We start from the raw sequence: 17,114 nt of genomic DNA, 5'->3' as shown, positions 1-17,114 counted from the left end.
CTCCCCGAACGACCCGCGACATGCCCTCGACCCGCGAGACATCGTCGACCCCGAGACTCCCTAGCCTTCCCTGGACGTCGAAGCCCCCGACGTCGAAGCCCCCGACACCGAAGCACCGGAGGTCGAAGCACCTGGTGCCCCCTTAGGGGCCGGCGAGGGTTCGGCGGCGAGGTAGTGGGCCCAGCCCGCCTTCGGGGCCTCGCCGACCTTCAGCTCCCGCAGCTTGTCGAGGACGGCCGGGTCCTGGGCGTCGAGCCAGTCGGCGAGCTGACGGAAGGAGACACAGCGCACGTCCCGCTTGTTGCAGACACGTTCGATGGTCTCCTCGATGGCCCGCATATAGGTGCCGCCGTTCCAGGACTCGAAGTGGTTGCCGATGATCAGCGGCGCCCGGTTGCCGTTGTAGGCGCGGTCGAAGCCCTGCAACAGGCCGTCGCGCATCTGGTTGCCCCAGTACTCGTGCTTGGACGGGTCGCCCTGGGTCGAGGTACCGGACTGGTTGACCATGAAGTTGTAGTCCATGGTCAGCGTCTCGAAGGACCGTCCCGGTAGCGGCACGAGCTGCATCGACAAGTCCCAGAGGCCACCCTTCCGCTCGGGCCAGACCTGGTTGTCGACGCCGCTGGTGTCGTAACGGAAACCGAGCTCGCGGGCCGCCCGCCGGAAGTTCTCCTTGCCCTCCAGGCAGGGCGTGCGGGCGCCGATGAGCTCCTTGTCGTAGTCGAAGGGCAGCGGCGCCGTCGTCTTCAGGCCCGCGTTCGTCTTCCACGACTTCACAAAGGACTTGGCCTGCCGGACCTCGTCCTTCCAGTCCTCCACCGACCACTCGCCGACGCCCCCTCCGCTGCCGCAGAAGTGGCCGTTGAAGTGCGTGCCGATCTCGTTGCCCTCGAGCCAGGCTCCGCGGAGCTGTTCCACGGTCGCCTTGATTCCCTCGCGGTCGTTGAAGCCGATGTCCGAGCGGCCGGGCGAGTGGTGCGGCGGCCGGTAGAGGTCGGCCTTCTCCTCGGGGAGCACGTACACGCCGCTGAGGAAGTACGTCATGGTGGCGTTGTTCTTCTTCGCCACCTTGCGGAAGTACGAGAACAGTTTCTGGCTGTCCTCGCCCGCGCCGTCCCATGAGAACACCACGAACTGCGGGGGCTTCTGGCCGGACTTCAGGCGCTGGGGTTTCGCCAGATTCGGCTGCGCCCCGGTGAACGCCGTCGAACCGTCACCGATCAGGCGCACCGCACTCTTCGGCGCCGGAGCAGGAGCCACAGCTCCCTTCGGGCCCTTGGCGCCTTCCTTGGCACCCTCCTTGGTGCCGGTAGCGCTGCCGGAGCAGCCGGCGAGGACGGCGGCGCAGGCCGCGGCAGTCGTGATCCCCGCGGCGATCCTCATGGTGACGGCCATCTTCCGCCCACCTTCTTCCTTCGGGTCGGGGCAGTGCCTCGAGTCCGGGCAACGCGTCGAGTCGGGGGGCAGTGCGCCCAGCCGGGGCAGTGCGCCGAACCCGGGCAGTGCGTCGATCGAGGCCTTTTTGCCGGGAATGACACCGGCGCGCCCAACCTCGCACGACGCCGCGGAAGAATTAGTCCGACGAGCCGATAAGGAGCCGCATTCACTCGCCGGGGTGAATGTATGACCCTTTTGCCCCGATAATCAGGCACTCGCCTTTACTCTGCATTACGGTTCATTTACCAAGTGTTGAGAAATCCCGCCGCTGCAACGCCGTGACCCACGGCCGCGACCCACCCGGCAATGGCCGGGCCCCCAGTTCCGCGACCGCGCCGCCCCGGAGGAGACGGGAAAAAGATGTCAGCCTGCGTCCCCACTCGCATCGACGACTCTTCGCTCACGACCGACGCCCATGGACCCCACAGCCCGCCGCCGAACCGGCACGGAAGGTTCCGGATCGCCGGCGCCGACCTGTCCGCCTCGGTGGCCGTCTTCCTGATCGCGCTGCCCCTGTCGCTGGGCATCGCCCTCGCGACCGGAGCACCGCTCCAGGCAGGCCTCGTCGCCGCCGCGGTGGGCGGCCTCGTGGCAGGCCGGTTCGGCGGCGCACCGCTCCAGGTGAGCGGGCCTGCCGCCGGGCTCACCGTCGTGACCGCCGAGATCATCCAGCAGTACGGATGGCGTACGACCTGCGCCATCACCGTCCTCGCCGGACTCGCCCAGCTCGGTCTGGCCTACCTGCGGGTGGCGCGTTCGGCGCTCGCCGTGAGCCCCGCCATCGTGCACGGCATGCTGGCCGGCATCGGTGTCACCATCGCCGTCGCCCAGCTGCATGTCGTGCTCGGCAGCACCCCGCAGAGCTCCGTGGTCGACAACCTCAAGGCGCTGCCCGGCCAGTTGGCCCAGCTGCATCCGGCGGCGCTCTCGGTGAGTCTGCTGACCTTGGCCGTTCTGCTGGCCTGGCCCCGGATTCCCGGGCGGGCAGGGCGTGCCGCCCGGAAGATCCCCGCCGCCCTCGCGGCCGTTGCGCTGGCCACAGCGGTGGCGGCGCTGGCCGGGCTGCGGCTGCCGAGGGTGGATCTGCCCTCCTGGTCCAGCCATGCGCTGCCGCAGTTGCCCGATGGACCCGTGCTGGGCATGGCGGCCGCCGTGCTGACCATCACGCTCGTCGGCAGCGTCGAATCGCTGCTCTCCGCGGTGGCCGTGGACAAGCTGGCCGCAGGACGCAAGGGGCCCCGCGTGCCGCGGGCCGACCTCGACCGGGAGCTGCGCGGCCAGGGGACGGCGAACATCGTCTCGGGCGCGCTCGGCGGCCTGCCCGTCACCGGCGTCGCGGTGCGTAGCGCGGCGAACGTCCATGCGGGCGCCGTCAGCCGCAACTCCGCGATGCTGCACGGCCTGTGGGTCGTGGTGGCTTCGCTGCTTCTGGTGCCGGTGCTCGACCTGATCCCGCTGGCCGCGCTTGCCGCGCTGGTCATGGCCGTCGGCATCCAGATGGTGAGCATCACCCACATCCGTTCGGTCACCCGCCACCGCGAGGTGCTGGTCTATGTGGTGACGACGGTGGGCGTGGTGTTCCTCGGCGTCCTGGAGGGCGTGGGCGTCGGTATCGCCGTCGCGGTCGCCGTCGCACTGCACCGGCTGACCCACACCCGCATCACGCACGAGGAGGACGCCTACGGCATCCACCACGTCCGCGTCCGCGGGCAGCTGACGTTCCTCGCCGTGCCCCGGCTCAGCCGCGCCCTGCACCTGGTGCCCCATGGAGCCCGAGTCGTCGTCGAGCTGGACGGCTCATTCATGGACCATGCGGCGTACGAATCGCTGCAGGACTGGCAGGACGCCCACCGCGCACACGGCGGATCGGTCGAGATGACCGGGCGCGCCGGGATCGCGGCCTCCCCTGCCCATGGGGCCACTCAAGGCGGCAAGGCCGCTCAGGAAGATGTCCCCACTCGAAGGAGGTCGAGAGTCATGGAGAAGGCGCGAGCCTGGGGAAGACTCGGTGAGCCCACGGTCGCCTCGCACTCCTGCTGCCGCCCATGGACGCCGTGGCACAACCACCACTGCGACCGGCCCGGGCACACGCCGGAGGACGGTCTGCCCAGCGGGCACCAACTGGCCAGCGGGATCAGCGCGTTCCAACGCGACACCGCTCCCCTGGTGCGCGGTGAGCTCGCCCGGCTGGCGCGCGAAGGGCAGCGGCCCACCCAGCTGTTCCTGACCTGCGCCGACTCCCGGCTCGTCACCTCGATGATCACCTCCAGCGGTCCGGGCGACCTCTTCGTCGTACGGAATGTGGGCAATCTGGTGCCGTTGCCCGGCGAGGAGAGCGGTGACGACTCGGTTGCGGCAGCCATCGAGTACGCCGTGGACGTCCTGAAGGTGCAGTCGATCACCGTGTGCGGGCACTCCGGATGCGGTGCGATGCAGGCACTTCTGCAGTCCGGCTGGCAGTCCGACGACCAGGCCGGGCGACAGGCCACGGCCTCGCGCCCGGAGGAGCCCGACGGTGTGCAGACGCCGCTCAGGCGCTGGCTGCGGCACGGGCTGCCCAGCCTGCGGCGCATGGCCGACGCGGAGCAGCCCGGGGCGCGGCTGGACAGACGGGGGCCGGCCGATGACGTCGAGAGGCTCTGTCTGACCAATGTGGTGCAGCAGTTGGAGCATCTGCGGGCGCACGAGTCGGTGGCTCGGCGGCTCGCGGACGGCACGCTCGAGCTGCATGGCATGTACTTCCATGTGGGCGAGGCCCAGGCGTATCTGCTGTCCGACGCCACGCCGGACGGCATGGTCTTCGACCAGGTCGGCGACGCGCCCCTCCACGACGTCGGCAAGGCGTCCTTCGACCAGGTCAGTGGCGCGCCCCTGGAGGACTCGCGCGCCTGAACCCTTCCCTGATCCCGTCCGTGAATAGGTATGACCCCGTGCCGGTGCGCGGGGTCATATCGGCGTAAAGGTCTAAACCAGTGTTCGGCAGACCCTTGCACCCGTGGCCTCGGACTGATGAGCTATGGCCTGGGACACAACGGACACCCTGGGAAAGGGAGATGTCGTGAGCAACGAAAGCCTGGCCAACCTGCTTCGTGAGGAGCGGAGGTTCGCGCCGCCCGCCGACCTGGCCGCGCACGCCAACGTCACCGCGGAGGCGTATGAACAGGCCAAGGCTGACCGGCTCGGTTTCTGGGCCGAGCAGGCGCGTCGGCTGACCTGGGCCACCGAGCCGACCGAGACGCTGGACTGGTCGAACCCGCCGTTCGCCAAGTGGTTCGCGGACGGCAAGCTCAACGTCGCGTACAACTGCGTGGACCGCCATGTCGAGGCGGGCCTCGGCGACCGTATCGCGATCCACTTCGAGGGTGAGCCGGGCGACAGCCGGGCCATCACCTACGCCGAACTGAAGGACGAGGTCTCCAAGGCCGCGAACGCGCTGACCTCGCTCGGTGTGCAGAAGGGCGACCGGGTCGCCGTCTACATGCCCATGATCCCGGAGACCGCGATCGCCATGCTGGCCTGCGCCCGCATCGGCGCCGCGCACTCCGTGGTCTTCGGCGGCTTCTCTGCCGACGCGCTGGCCACCCGTATCGAGGACGCCGACGCCAAGGTCGTCATCACCTCCGACGGCGGCTACCGCCGCGGCAAGCCGGCCGCGCTCAAGCCCGCCGTGGACGATGCCATCGCGCGCGTGGACCGTGTCGAGCACGTCCTCGTGGTACGCCGCACCGGGCAGGACGTCGCCTGGACCGAGGGCCGCGACGTGTGGTGGCACGAGCTGGTCGAACAGCAGTCGGCCGAGCACACCCCGGAGGCCTTCGACGCCGAGCACCCGCTGTTCATCCTGTACACGTCCGGTACGACGGGTAAGCCGAAGGGCATCCTGCACACCTCCGGCGGCTACCTCACCCAGGCCGCGTACACGCACCACGCGGTCTTCGACCTCAAGCCCGAGACGGACGTCTACTGGTGCACCGCCGACGTCGGCTGGGTCACCGGCCACTCGTACATCGTGTACGGGCCGCTGGCGAACGGCGCGACGCAGGTCATGTACGAGGGAACGCCCGACACCCCGCACCAGGGGCGCTTCTGGGAGATCGTCCAGAAGTACGGGGTGACCATCCTGTACACGGCTCCGACGGCCATTCGTACGTTCATGAAGTGGGGCGACGACATCCCCGCGAAGTTCGACCTGAGCAGCCTGCGCATCCTGGGGTCGGTCGGTGAGCCGATCAACCCCGAGGCGTGGATCTGGTACCGCAAGCACATCGGGGCCGACCGGACGCCGATCGTGGACACCTGGTGGCAGACCGAGACCGGCGCGATGATGATCTCGCCGCTGCCGGGCGTCACCGAGACCAAGCCGGGCTCGGCCCAGACGCCGCTGCCCGGTATCTCCGCCACCGTCGTCGACGACGAGGCGCGCGAGGTGCCCAACGGCGGGGGCGGCTATCTCGTCCTGACCGAGCCGTGGCCGTCGATGCTGCGCACCATCTGGGGCGACGACCAGCGGTTCATCGACACCTACTGGTCCCGCTTCGAGGGCAAGTACTTCGCGGGCGACGGCGCCAAGAAGGACGAGGACGGCGACATCTGGCTGCTGGGCCGGGTCGACGACGTGATGCTGGTGTCCGGCCACAACATCTCGACCACCGAGGTGGAGTCGGCGCTGGTCTCGCACCCGTCGGTCGCCGAGGCGGCGGTCGTGGGCGCGGCGGACGAGACGACCGGCCAGGCCATCGTCGCGTTCGTGATCCTGCGGGGGACGGCCGCCGAGACCGCCGACCTGGTCGGCGAGCTGCGGAACCACGTCGGCTCCACGCTGGGCCCGATCGCCAAGCCGAAGCGGATCCTGCCGGTGGCCGAGCTGCCGAAGACCCGCTCCGGCAAGATCATGCGGCGCCTGCTGCGCGATGTCGCCGAGAACCGCCAGCTGGGCGACGTCACGACGCTGACGGACTCGTCCGTCATGGAGCTGATCCAGTCGAAGCTGCCGGCTGCGGCGAGCGAGGACTGAGGCCCCGCAAAGGTCTGGGAAGGGCACCTGGCAGCGCGCCGGGTGCCCTTTCGCTGCACGGCGTCGCGGGGTCCTCCCCCAGCTGACGCGCTGGAGGAGGAACGCCTGCCCACAGCGGCGGCAAAGATCATCAGGTAGGTCTTGCGGTCACCCGGTAGGGTGGTTCTCGCGTCAGGAACGCGTAAGCGATCGCGTAACGATCGCGTCAGGGTGCGCCGGGAAGTCTGGTCGGCAACGCAGTACAGCCAGCTGTCTTGCCGATCATGACCAGGAGGTCCCGCCCGTGGCCGCGCCCGCACCCGCACCCCCGAAGAACCGCAAGGTACTGGGCCGTCTGTCCCTGCCGGAGCGGAACTACGTCGCGGACGCCCTGCGTACCGAAACCCTCGGCGGAGTCCTCCTCCTCGTCGCCGCCGTCACCGCGCTGATCTTGGCGAACACCCCGCTCCACGGTATCTACGAGGCCGTCCGCGACTTCCACATCGGACCTACCACACTCGGCCTGGACCTCTCCCTCGAGCACTGGGCCGCCGACGGGCTGCTCGCCGTCTTCTTCTTCGTCGCCGGCATCGAGCTCAAGCGCGAGCTCGTGGCCGGCGATCTGCGCGATCCCAGAGCCGCGGTGCTCCCGGTCGTCGCCGCGATCTGCGGCATGGCCGTACCCGCGCTCGTCTACACCCTCGTCAACACGGTCGGCAGGGGTTCACTCGCAGGGTGGGCGGTGCCGACGGCGACCGACATCGCCTTCGCCCTCGCCGTACTCGCGGTCATCGGCACGTCACTGCCGTCCGCACTGCGCGCCTTCCTGCTGACGCTCGCCGTCGTCGACGACCTCTTCGCGATCCTGATCATCGCCGTGTTCTTCACGAGCGACCTGAACTTCGCGGCGCTCGGCGGCGCCGTCGTCGGCCTCGCCGTCTTCTGGCTGCTGCTGCGCAAAGGCGTGCGCGGCTGGTACGTCTACGTGCCGCTCGCACTGATCATCTGGGGGCTGATGTACAACAGCGGCGTCCACGCCACCATCGCGGGCGTCGCCATGGGTCTGATGCTGCGCTGCACACGCCATGAGGGCGAGGAGCAGTCCCCCGGTGAGCGCATCGAACACCTCGTACGCCCCCTCTCCGCGGGTCTCGCCGTGCCGCTGTTCGCGCTGTTCAGCGCCGGGGTCGTGATCTCCGGCGGAGCACTGGGCGAGGTGTTCACGCGGCCCGAGGCGCTGGGAGTGGTGCTGGGCCTCGTCGTCGGCAAGGCGGTGGGCATCTTCGGCGGCACCTGGCTGACGGCCCGGTTCACCAGGGCGTCGCTCAGCGAGGACCTCGCATGGCCCGACGTCTTCGCGGTTGCCTCTCTCGCGGGCATCGGCTTCACCGTCTCGCTGCTGATCGACGAGCTCGCCTTCGCCGATGACCCGGTGCTGTCGGACGTGGTCAAGGCGGCTGTCCTCATGGGCTCCGTCATCGCGGCCGTGCTCTCAGGAGTGCTGCTGAAGATCCGCAACGCCAAGTACCGCAGGCTGTGCGAGGACGAGGAGCGCGACGAGGACCTCGACGGCATTCCGGACGTCTACGAGCTCGGCAAGCCCGAGTACCACCTCCGCATGGCCCGGATCTACGAGGCCAAGGCGGCCGAACACCGCAGGCGTGCCGAAGTGGCATCCGGGGCAGGCGGACAGGGCGACGGTCCGGCATGATCTGACACCAGGGGCGAGTACGCACATGCAGGGCGCACTCACCCGGCTACCGCTGGGGGCACCCCCAGGTGTCACACCCGCAGAAGAGAAGAGGGAGACCGCGATGAGCGCACCCGACGGCCCTGTCGGCGCCGACCGCAGCATCGGCCAGCTGTTCGCCTCGGCGTCCAGCGAGATGTCCGCGCTGGTGCACGACGAGATCGCGCTGGCCAAGGCCCAGCTGCGCCAGGACGTCAAGCGCGGTGCGGTCGGCGGTGGCGCGTTCGCGGTGGCGGGCGCGGTGCTGATCTTCTCCCTGCCCATGCTGAGCTTCGCCCTGGCGTACGGCATCAACGCGTGGAGCGGCTGGCATCTGTCGGTCTGCTTCCTGCTGTCCTTCGCCGCGAACGTGCTGCTGGCCGGGTTGCTGGCACTGATCGGCACCGTGTTCGCGAAGAAGGCCAGGAAGGGCGGCGGCCCGCAGAAGACCGTCGCCTCCGCCAAGGAGACGGCCGCCGTCCTGCAGAAGGCCAAGCCGCATCCGCGTGTCGCCGCGCCCGCCTCCTCCCGGCTCGGCCTGCCGGAAGGCGTCGGCGGCAAGGCCGACGCTGTGGCACGCTCGTCCTCATGACGGACCCCTCCACCCCTTCGGCCCACTCCGCGCAACCTGCCTCAGCCGTACGCATCGACATCCCCGGCGGCAGAAAGGTGACGCACCGGGACGTCGCCGCCAACGGCGCGCGCTTCCACATCGCCGAACTGGGTGACGGGCCTCTCGTCCTGCTGCTGCACGGATTCCCGCAGTTCTGGTGGACCTGGCGCCACCAGCTTGTCGCGCTCGCCGACGCGGGCTTCCGCGCGGTCGCGATGGACCTGCGCGGCGTGGGCGGCAGCGACCGGACCCCCCGGGGCTACGACCCCGCGAACCTCGCGCTCGACATCACAGGAGTCGTACGGTCCCTCGGCGAGCCCGACGCGGCGCTGGTCGGCCATGACCTCGGCGGCTATCTCGCGTGGACGGCGGCCGTGATGCGGCCCAAGTTGGTGCGCCGGCTCGCCGTGTCCTCGATGCCGCATCCCCGGCGCTGGCGTTCGGCGATGCTCTCCGACGTCCGGCAGACCGCCGCGGGCTCCTACATCTGGGGCTTCCAGCGGCCGTGGCTGCCCGAGCGCCGGCTCGTCGCGGACGGCGGCGCACTGACGGGCCGGCTGATCCGGGAGTGGTCGGGGCCGCGGCTTCCGGATGACGAGGCGGTGGAGACGTACCAGCGGGCGATCTGCATCCCCTCGACGGCGCACTGCTCGATCGAGCCGTACCGGTGGATGGTCCGCTCCATGGCACGGCCCGACGGCATCCAGTTCAACCGCCGTATGAAGCGGCCGGTGCGGGTGCCGACGCTGCATCTGCACGGCTCCCTCGATCCGGTGATGCGCACGCGCAGCGCGGCGGGCTCGGGCGAGTACGTGGAAGCCCCGTACCGCTGGCGGCTGTTCGACGGCCTGGGGCACTTCCCTCACGAGGAGGACCCGGTGGCGTTCTCGGCCGAGCTGGTCAACTGGCTGAAGGACCCGGAGCCGGACCGCTGATCGGCCTCCGTCGGGCTGCTTCGGGCTTCTTCGGGGACTTCTCCGGGCGGCCGTCCAAGTGACCGTTAATCGGACGTGAACGCCAGTCCTTCGAACGCCAAATGCCTGCCGCATAGGCCAATTGGGGGCCTAGCGCGAGGTTACCGACCTTGAGGCACGGGCAGACCTCGGGGTATGGGCTGGACGCACGACTACAGTGACGCAGCACGAAACCGCCGCTCGGCCGCGGGGCTGAACAGTCATCAGGAGGGCGGCCCGCGACATGCGGGTCCCGACGATTCCTCCCAGGTGATCGGCATTCCCCGCATCCTCCGCCGCAGGGCCCGCTGGGTCTCGGCGCGCCTGCGACACACGCGCGGCTAGCCGCGGCGGCATACGCGCGGCGGCCTGCGGCTTCTCCGGCATCCCGGACGTACGGGCTTCCTCTGCAGGGCACACGCCTGCTCCAGGCACGCCCCTGCACAGGGCGCATGCCTCCTCCAGGCACACCCGTGCACAGGGCGCACCTCGCTACAGACGCACCCTGCTACGGGAGAGACGCCTGCTACAGCGCGCACTCCTGGCTGTCGACCTGCTGGTTCGCGGTGCGGCCCCGGTTGACGTCCTGGCGAACCTCGGCCGCGGTGAGCGCATAGCCCGTGTCGGGGTCGTCGAGCGACTTGGCGAAGACCACGCCGTAGACCTTGCCGTCCGGGGTGAGCAGCGGGCCGCCGGAGTTACCCTGGCGCACCGTCGCGTAGAGCGAGTACACATCGCGGCTCACCGTGCCGCGGTGGTAGATGTCCGGGCCGTTGGCCGGGATGCGGGCGCGCACGCGCGCGGGACGCACGTCGTACGAGCCGTTCTCCGGGAAGCCGGCGACGATCGCGCTGCTGCCGCTGGTCGCGTCGGTGGACGTGAACTTCAGTGCGGGCGCGTTCAAGTTCGGGACGTCCAGTACGGCGATGTCCCGCTGCCAGTCGTAGAGAACGACCGTGGCGTCGTAGAGCTTGCCCTTGCCGCCTATCTGCACCGTGGGCTCGTCCACGCCGCCGACCACATGGGCGTTGGTCATGACGCGGCGGTCGGAGAAGACGAAGCCGGTTCCTTCGAGGACCTTGCCGCAGCTCTCCGCGGTGCCGAGGACCTTGACAATGGAGCGCTGTGCGCGGGCCGCCACCGGGCTGTTGGCGAGGGCCGGGTCAGGCGCCTGCACCTCGTTGATCGGCTCGTTCGAGAACGGGCTGAAGACCTGCGGGAAGCCGTTCTGCGCGAGGACCGAGGAGAAGTCCGCGAACCAGGTGTCCGCCTGATCGGGCAGCGCCCGGGAAACTCCCTGCAGCACCTTGGAGTTGCGCACTTCCTTGCCGAGCGTCGGCAATGTCGTGCCCGCGAGTGCCGAGCCGATGAGCCAGGCCACCAGCAGCATCGCCACCACGTTGACCAGGGCCCCGCCCGTGGCGTCCAGGGCGCGGGCAGGGGACCACGTGATGTACCGGCGGAGCTTGTTGCCGAGATGCGTGGTGAACGCCTGGCCGACGGAGGCACAGACGATGACCACGACGACCGCGACGACGGCGGCCGTGGTCGTCACCTGTGCACCTTCCGTCACCTCGTTCCAGATGACGGGCAGGAGGTAGACCGCGACGAGACCGCCGCCGAGGAAGCCGACCACCGACAGGATGCCGACGACGAACCCCTGGCGGTAGCCCACGACCGCGAACCACACCGCGGCGATCAGCAACAGGATGTCCAGCACGTTCACCGATTCAAGCCTCGCCTCGCATTGCGGCCGCCGTCTCCTGGCCGGGGCCCCGAGGGCCCGCGGCTTCAGCGGCCGATGTCAGGTCCCCGAGATCACACATCACGTACGCCAGCCTGTCACGCACGCCAGTCGAGCGGGACCTGCTTATTGGTGTCCCAAGGGCGCTCCCAGCCCGAGTAGTGAAGGATCCGGTCGATCACTCCGGCCGTAAAACCCCAGACCAGAGCCGATGCGACCAGGAACGCTGGACCTCGGTGACCGCTCGGGTGCACTGTCGTCGCACGGTTGTCCGGATCCGTGAGATCCGCCACGGGGACCGTGAAGACACGGGCCGTCTCGGCCGGATCGACGACGCCGACCGGTGACGGCTCGCGCCACCAGCCCAGCACGGGTGTGACGACGAAGCGGCTCACCGGGATGTACAGCTTCGGCAGGACGCCGAAGAGCTGGACGCCGCGCGGGTCGAGTCCGGTCTCCTCCTCGGCCTCGCGCAGGGCGGCGCGCAGCGGCCCCACGGTCGCCGGATCGCCGTCCTCCGGGTCCAGGGCGCCCCCGGGGAAGGACGGCTGCCCGGCATGCGACCTGAGGGAGCCGGCGCGCTCCATCAGCAGCAGCTCGGGGCCGCGCTCGCCCTCGCCGAACAGGATCAGTACGGCCGACTGGCGGCCCGCGCCGTCCTCAGGCGGCAGAAAGCGGCTGAGCTGCCGCGGCTGCACCGACTCGGCGGCGCTCACCACGGGCGCCAGCCACTCGGGCAGGCCCTCGGCACTCACCGCCGGCGGGCCGTCCTGATCCCAGGCCCTGCTGGTGTCCATGTGGCTCGCGTGCGTCATCGCCACCCCCGTCCCTCTGAACACAACGCCGGCGGCCATGCGGATGGTTCCACCGGGCGGGTCGCGGACGGTGCCGTCGGCCTCCTCATTCGGCCCCCAGCGGTGGCGCGGGCCGGCCCGGATAGTCCGGGGGCGGCTTGAGGCGCTGGCCCGGCATGCCGCCCTTTTCGTACTTCAGCAGCTTCTTCGCCTTCTCCGGGTCCGTCTCGCCCTCTCCGTACGCCGGGCAGAGCGGGGCGATGGGGCAGGCGCCGCAGGCCGGCCTGCGGGAGTGGCAGATGCGCCGGCCGTGGAAGATCACGCGGTGCGAGAGCATCGTCCACTCGCTCTTCGGGAACAGCGCTCCGACGGCCGCCTCGACCTTGTCCGGGTCCGTCTCGTCGGTCCACTTCCAGCGGCGGACGAGCCGGCCGAAGTGGGTGTCGACGGTGAGCCCCGGGACGCCGAAGGCGTTGCCGAGCACGACGAAGGCGGTCTTGCGGCCCACTCCGGGGAGCTTCACCAAGTCCTCGAGCCGACCCGGGACTTCGCCTCCGAACTCATCCCGCAGGGCGGTTGCGATGCCCATGATCGACTTGGTCTTGGCGCGGAAGAAGCCCGTAGGCCGGATGAGCTCCTCGACCTCTTCGGGGTTGGCCGCGGCCAGGTCCTCCGGGGTCGGGTACTTGGCGAAGAGCGCGGGCGTCGTCTGGTTCACCCGCAGGTCCGTGGTCTGGGCGGAGAGGACGGTCGCGAGCAGGAGCTGGAAGGGGTTTTCGAAGTCGAGCTCGGGGTGGGCGTACGGATAGACGTCGGCGAGCTCGCGGTTGATACGGCGGGCGCGGCGGACGAGCGCGGCACGGGACTCGGGCTTGGCGGCCTTGGTCGCCGGGGCGCTCTTGGCAGGGGCGGCGGTACTCGCGGGGGCGCTCTTGCCGGGCGCCGCCTTCTTGGCTGCCGCCTTCTTGGCTACGGCCTTCTTCACGGCCGCCGCTCCCCTGGCGGCCACCGTTCCTTTGGCGACTACCGGCCCCTTCGCGGCAGCCGTCTTCTTCACGGCCGTGCCCTTCTTCGCAGCCACAGTTCCCTTCCCGGCGGCCGTTCCCTTCCCGGCGGCCGCCTTCTTCGCTGCCGTCGCTTTCTTCGCGGCCGTCACCTTCTTCGCAACCGCGACCTTCTTCACCGCGGCGCCTGTCGCCTTCTTCGCCGCGGCCTTGGTCGGCGCCGGCTGCCCGGCCGCCCCATCCGGCGTCAGATTTGTCGCTTTTGTCCCATTCTCTGGCTCGGCGGCGACCTGTTCGCCCATAGCGGAATTACGGCGTACCACCACCAGCCCAGCCCCCTCTGCCCGTGCTCTCACTGGCGTTTTGGACACCCGACCAGCCTAAAGCCAGCAACTGACATCCGCCTTGGACCCGGCGGACCGGCCCCCGATTGGCCCCCTCCCGCACAGCTTGCGACGCGGGTGCGGCAGACTTGTGACTGATCACACTGTTTGGACCGTCCGGCAAAATGGGGAGCACGGTCCCCTGATGCAGGTCGACAAGGAGAGAACTCGTGGACGACGTTCTGCGGCGCGCCCCGCTCTTCGCGGCGCTCGATGACGAGCAGGCCGCGGAGCTCCGCGCCTCCATGAGTGAGGTGACCCTCGCCCGAGGTGACTCGCTCTTCCACGAGGGCGACCCCGGTGACCGCCTCTACGTGGTCATGGAAGGCAAGGTCAAGCTCCACCGCACGTCCCCCGACGGCCGCGAGAACATGCTGGCCGTCCTGGGCCCCGGCGAGCTCATCGGCGAGCTGTCGCTGTTCGACCCGGGCCCGCGTACGGCGACCGCCACCGCCCTCACCGAGGTCAAGCTGCTGGGCCTCGGCCACGGCGACCTCCAGCCGTGGCTGAACGCACGCCCGGAGGTGGCCGCCGCCCTGCTGCGCGCCGTCGCCCGGCGCCTGCGCAAGACCAACGACCAGATGTCCGACCTGGTCTTCTCGGATGTCCCGGGCCGTGTGGCCCGAGCGCTCCTGGACCTGTCGCGCCGCTTCGGTGTGCAGTCCGAGGAGGGCATCCACGTCGTGCACGACCTGACGCAGGAGGAGCTCGCCCAGCTGGTCGGCGCCTCCCGCGAGACGGTCAACAAGGCGCTCGCGGACTTCGCGGGCCGCGGCTGGCTCCGCCTGGAGGCCCGCGCCGTGATCCTGCTGGACGTGGAGCGGCTCGCCAAGCGCTCGCGCTGACGCGCGGTCGTCTCTCGACGTTACGGCGACGGGGTCCCGCCCAACCGTGGGCGGGACCCCGTCGTGCGTGCCGGAACCAGGCACCAGGGACCAGGCACGCCGCGCGTACCGACGTGCCACGGGTCCCCGGACCGGCTAGATCAGCCCGTGCTCCCGCAGATAGTCCAGCTGCGCCCTGACCGACAGTTCGGCGGCCGGCCAAAGGGAGCGGTCCACGTCTGCGTACACGTGGGCCACGATCTCGGAAGCCGTGCGATGGCCGTCTTCGACAGCCGTCTCGACCTGCGCGAGCCGGTGGGCGCGGTGGGCGAGGTAGAACTCGACGGCGCCCTGGGCGTCCTCGAGCACCGGCCCGTGGCCGGGCAGCACCGTGTGCACGCCGTCGTCGACGGTAAGGGAGCGCAGCCGGCGCAGGGAGTCCAGATAGTCGCCCAGCCGCCCGTCCGGGTGAGCCACCACGGTCGTGCCGCGGCCCAGGATCGTGTCCCCCGTGAGCACCGCGCGGTCGGCCGGCAGATGGAAGCAGAGCGAGTCGGCGGTGTGCCCAGGGGTCGGTACGACGCGCATCTCCAGCCCGTCGAGGCGCACCACGTCGCCCGCGGCCAAGCCCTCGTCGCCGAGCCGCAGGGCGGGGTCGAGGGCGCGTACCTTCGTGCCCGTCAGCTCCGCGAAGCGCGCCGCGCCCTCCGCGTGGTCCGGATGTCCGTGCGTGAGCAGCGTCAGCGCGACCCGCTTGCCGGCCTGCTCGGCTGTCTCGATCACATGGCGCAGGTGCGTGTCGTCCAGCGGCCCCGGGTCGATGACCACGGCGAGCGCGGAGTCCGGTTCGGAGACGATCCAGGTGTTCGTCCCGTCGAGCGTCATCGCCGAGGCGTTGGGAGCGAGGACGTTGACGGCACGTTCGGTCGCGGGGCCGGAGAGGACCCCGCCGCGGGGCTGGCCCGGGAGAGCGGTGGCGTCGGTCATGTGGCGGGTCCCCGGGTCGGGATCGGGATGGACTTGGTGAACTCGTCGTGCCCCGGCCAGGTCAGGACCACGTTGCCGTCCTCCAGACGGGCCTGGGCCAGCACCGGCGTCATGTCGCAGGAGGGCGCGGCGGCCAGCGCCTCGGCTGCCGAGTCGTACGCGGCGAGCCGGCGCAGCATCGCGATGGTCGGCGGCATCATCAGCAGTTCGCCCGCGTCATAGCGGGCGGCTGCCTCGACGGGGCGGATCCACACGGTACGGTCGGCCTCCAGGGAGGCGTGGAGGGTGCGCTGGCCCTCGGGGAGCGCGGCCACGAAGAACCACGTGTCGTAGCGGCGCGGTTCGAACTCAGGCGTGACCCAGCGGCCCCAGGCGCCGAGCAGATCCGAGCGCAGGACCAGGCCGCGGCGGTCCAGGAACTCGGCGAAGGACAGTTCACGGCCGATCAGCGCGACGCGGTCCGCCTCCCAGTCCTCGCCGGTGATGTCCCCCACGACGGTGTCCGCGGTCGGCCCGGCGAGCAGGACGCCCGCCTCCTCGTACGTCTCGCGCACCGCCGCGCACACGATGGCCTGCGCGGACGCCTCGTCCACGCCGAGGCGGGCCGCCCACTCCGCGCGAGTGGGGCCGGCCCAGCGGACCAGGCGGTCGTCGTCGCGCGAGTCGACACCGCCGCCCGGATATGCGTACGCGCCTCCGGCGAAGGCCATGGAGGCGCGTCTGCGCAGCATATGGACGGCAGGGCCGCCGTCGCCGTCCCTCAGCAGCATGACGGTGGCGGCCCGGCGCGGGGTCGCCGGGGTGAGCTCGCCGCTCGCCAGGGCGCGGATGAGGTCGGGCCACTCCGGTGGGTACCACTGACCATTTGCCATGGCCGGAGGCTAACCCGTGGCGGGCGAATGTTCGAGGGGCATGATCCGCCGCGCCGCGCCGCCGGGCGGCACACGCCACAACGTCTCAGCCCTCGTCCGTACGGCCCGTAAAGCCGTCAGGTCTCAGCCCTCGTCCGTGAGCTCCACCTGGATCTCGACCTCCACCGGAGCGTCCAGCGGCAGCACCGCGACACCGACAGCGCTGCGCGCATGCACGCCCTTCTCGCCGAGGACCTCGCCGAGCAGCTCGCTGGCGCCGTTGAGCACGGCGGGCTGGCCCGTGAAGTCGGGGGCGGAGGCGACGAAGCCGACCACCTTCACGACGCGTGCGATCCGGTCGAGGTCGCCGGTCACCGACTTGACCGCGGCCAGGGCGTTCAGCGCACACGTACGGGCCAGGTCCCTGGCCTCCTCGGGTGTGACCTCCGCGCCGACCTTCCCGGTGACCGGAAGCTTGCCCTGCACCATCGGGAGCTGGCCCGCGGTGTAGACGTAGGCGCCGGTCCTGACGGCGGGCTGGTACGCGGCGAGCGGCGGCACGACCTCGGGCAGGGTCATCCCGAGCTCGGCGATCCGCGCCTCGACGGCCCCGCTCACGCGGTCTTCTCGCGCTTCAGATAAGCCACCAGCTGCTCGGGGTTCGGCCCGGGCACGACCTGGACGAGCTCCCAGCCGTCCTCGCCCCAGGTGTCCAGAATCTGCTTTGTCGCGTGCACGAGAAGAGGCACGGTCGCGTATTCCCACTTGGTCATGAGGCCGACTGTAGCCGCCCTGAACGGTG

At 70.4% G+C, this 17,114-nt stretch carries 15 protein-coding genes; 7 read left to right on the top strand and 8 right to left on the bottom strand.

Features of this window, described 5'->3' with window-relative positions; genetic code table 11:
• Nucleotides 1-60: 60 nt before the first annotated feature.
• A complete protein-coding gene (locus ACSMXV_RS23240) occupies nt 61-1,395 on the bottom strand; it encodes a polysaccharide deacetylase family protein (protein ID WP_473173240.1) in 1,335 nt (444 codons plus the stop codon).
• A 402-nt stretch (nt 1,396-1,797) separates the two neighbouring features.
• Here ACSMXV_RS23240 and ACSMXV_RS23235 point away from each other — a divergent pair, with 402 nt between their 5' ends.
• The 6 genes from ACSMXV_RS23235 (at nt 1,798) to ACSMXV_RS23210 (ending at nt 10,070) form a co-directional block, all read left to right on the top strand.
• Nucleotides 1,798-4,329: a bifunctional SulP family inorganic anion transporter/carbonic anhydrase gene (locus ACSMXV_RS23235; RefSeq protein ID WP_473173239.1), complete on the top strand. Its 2,532-nt coding sequence runs from the start codon at nt 1,798-1,800 to the stop codon at nt 4,327-4,329.
• A gap of 124 nt (nt 4,330-4,453) precedes the next feature.
• On the top strand, nt 4,454-6,451 hold the full coding sequence (gene acs / locus ACSMXV_RS23230) for an acetate--CoA ligase (RefSeq protein ID WP_473173238.1): 1,998 nt from the start codon (nt 4,454-4,456) through the stop codon (nt 6,449-6,451).
• Between the two features lie 283 nt (nt 6,452-6,734).
• Nucleotides 6,735-8,141, top strand: a complete 1,407-nt coding sequence (nhaA, locus tag ACSMXV_RS23225) for a Na+/H+ antiporter NhaA (RefSeq protein WP_473173237.1) — start codon at nt 6,735-6,737, stop codon at nt 8,139-8,141.
• Between the two features lie 103 nt (nt 8,142-8,244).
• Nucleotides 8,245-8,751 carry a phage holin family protein gene (locus ACSMXV_RS23220; protein WP_473173236.1) on the top strand — a complete coding sequence of 169 codons (507 nt, stop codon included), beginning with the start codon at nt 8,245-8,247 and terminating at the stop codon, nt 8,749-8,751.
• Complete coding sequence (locus tag ACSMXV_RS23215; protein ID WP_181867962.1) at nt 8,748-9,707, top strand: alpha/beta fold hydrolase; 960 nt, start codon at nt 8,748-8,750, stop codon at nt 9,705-9,707. Before ACSMXV_RS23220 ends, ACSMXV_RS23215 begins: the two co-directional genes overlap by 4 nt.
• 174 nt (nt 9,708-9,881) lie before the next feature.
• The gene (locus ACSMXV_RS23210) at nt 9,882-10,070 is read left to right on the top strand and encodes a hypothetical protein (RefSeq protein WP_473173235.1); all 189 of its coding nucleotides are present in this window, start codon (nt 9,882-9,884) and stop codon (nt 10,068-10,070) included.
• Nucleotides 10,071-10,251: 181 nt separating this feature from the next.
• Here the strand turns inward: ACSMXV_RS23210 and ACSMXV_RS23205 are convergent, their stop codons facing one another.
• The 3 genes from ACSMXV_RS23205 to nth form a co-directional block, all read right to left on the bottom strand.
• Nucleotides 10,252-11,451, bottom strand: a complete 1,200-nt coding sequence (locus ACSMXV_RS23205) for a MarP family serine protease (protein ID WP_473173234.1) — start codon at nt 11,449-11,451, stop codon at nt 10,252-10,254.
• Between the two features lie 116 nt (nt 11,452-11,567).
• The gene (locus ACSMXV_RS23200; protein ID WP_246460752.1) at nt 11,568-12,284 is read right to left on the bottom strand and encodes an NUDIX hydrolase; all 717 of its coding nucleotides are present in this window, start codon (nt 12,282-12,284) and stop codon (nt 11,568-11,570) included.
• Nucleotides 12,285-12,369: 85 nt separating this feature from the next.
• Nucleotides 12,370-13,569 (bottom strand): endonuclease III, encoded by a 1,200-nt coding sequence (nth, locus tag ACSMXV_RS23195; RefSeq protein WP_473173233.1) that lies wholly within the window; start codon nt 13,567-13,569, stop codon nt 12,370-12,372.
• A 251-nt stretch (nt 13,570-13,820) separates the two neighbouring features.
• Here nth and ACSMXV_RS23190 point away from each other — a divergent pair, with 251 nt between their 5' ends.
• On the top strand, nt 13,821-14,495 hold the full coding sequence (locus ACSMXV_RS23190) for a Crp/Fnr family transcriptional regulator (protein ID WP_030573597.1): 675 nt from the start codon (nt 13,821-13,823) through the stop codon (nt 14,493-14,495).
• Nucleotides 14,496-14,630: 135 nt separating this feature from the next.
• Here ACSMXV_RS23190 and ACSMXV_RS23185 read toward each other — a convergent pair whose 3' ends face one another.
• From ACSMXV_RS23185 to ACSMXV_RS23170, 4 genes are all read right to left on the bottom strand, one after another.
• A complete protein-coding gene (locus ACSMXV_RS23185; RefSeq protein WP_473173232.1) occupies nt 14,631-15,461 on the bottom strand; it encodes an MBL fold metallo-hydrolase in 831 nt (276 codons plus the stop codon).
• Nucleotides 15,458-16,333, bottom strand: a complete 876-nt coding sequence (locus tag ACSMXV_RS23180) for an NUDIX hydrolase (protein WP_473173231.1) — start codon at nt 16,331-16,333, stop codon at nt 15,458-15,460. The genes ACSMXV_RS23185 and ACSMXV_RS23180 overlap by 4 nt, the downstream gene beginning before the upstream one ends.
• Nucleotides 16,334-16,456: 123 nt before the next feature.
• Complete coding sequence (locus ACSMXV_RS23175) at nt 16,457-16,930, bottom strand: RidA family protein (protein WP_473173230.1); 474 nt, start codon at nt 16,928-16,930, stop codon at nt 16,457-16,459.
• The gene (locus ACSMXV_RS23170) at nt 16,927-17,085 is read right to left on the bottom strand and encodes a DUF4177 domain-containing protein (RefSeq protein WP_157902902.1); all 159 of its coding nucleotides are present in this window, start codon (nt 17,083-17,085) and stop codon (nt 16,927-16,929) included. The genes ACSMXV_RS23175 and ACSMXV_RS23170 overlap by 4 nt, the downstream gene beginning before the upstream one ends.
• Nucleotides 17,086-17,114: the final 29 nt, after the last annotated feature.

Source organism: Streptomyces sp. DSM 42067 (genome assembly GCF_055792885.1).
Note: the sequence above shows the minus strand (reverse complement) of the source record. Positions and strands in the feature narration are given on the sequence as shown.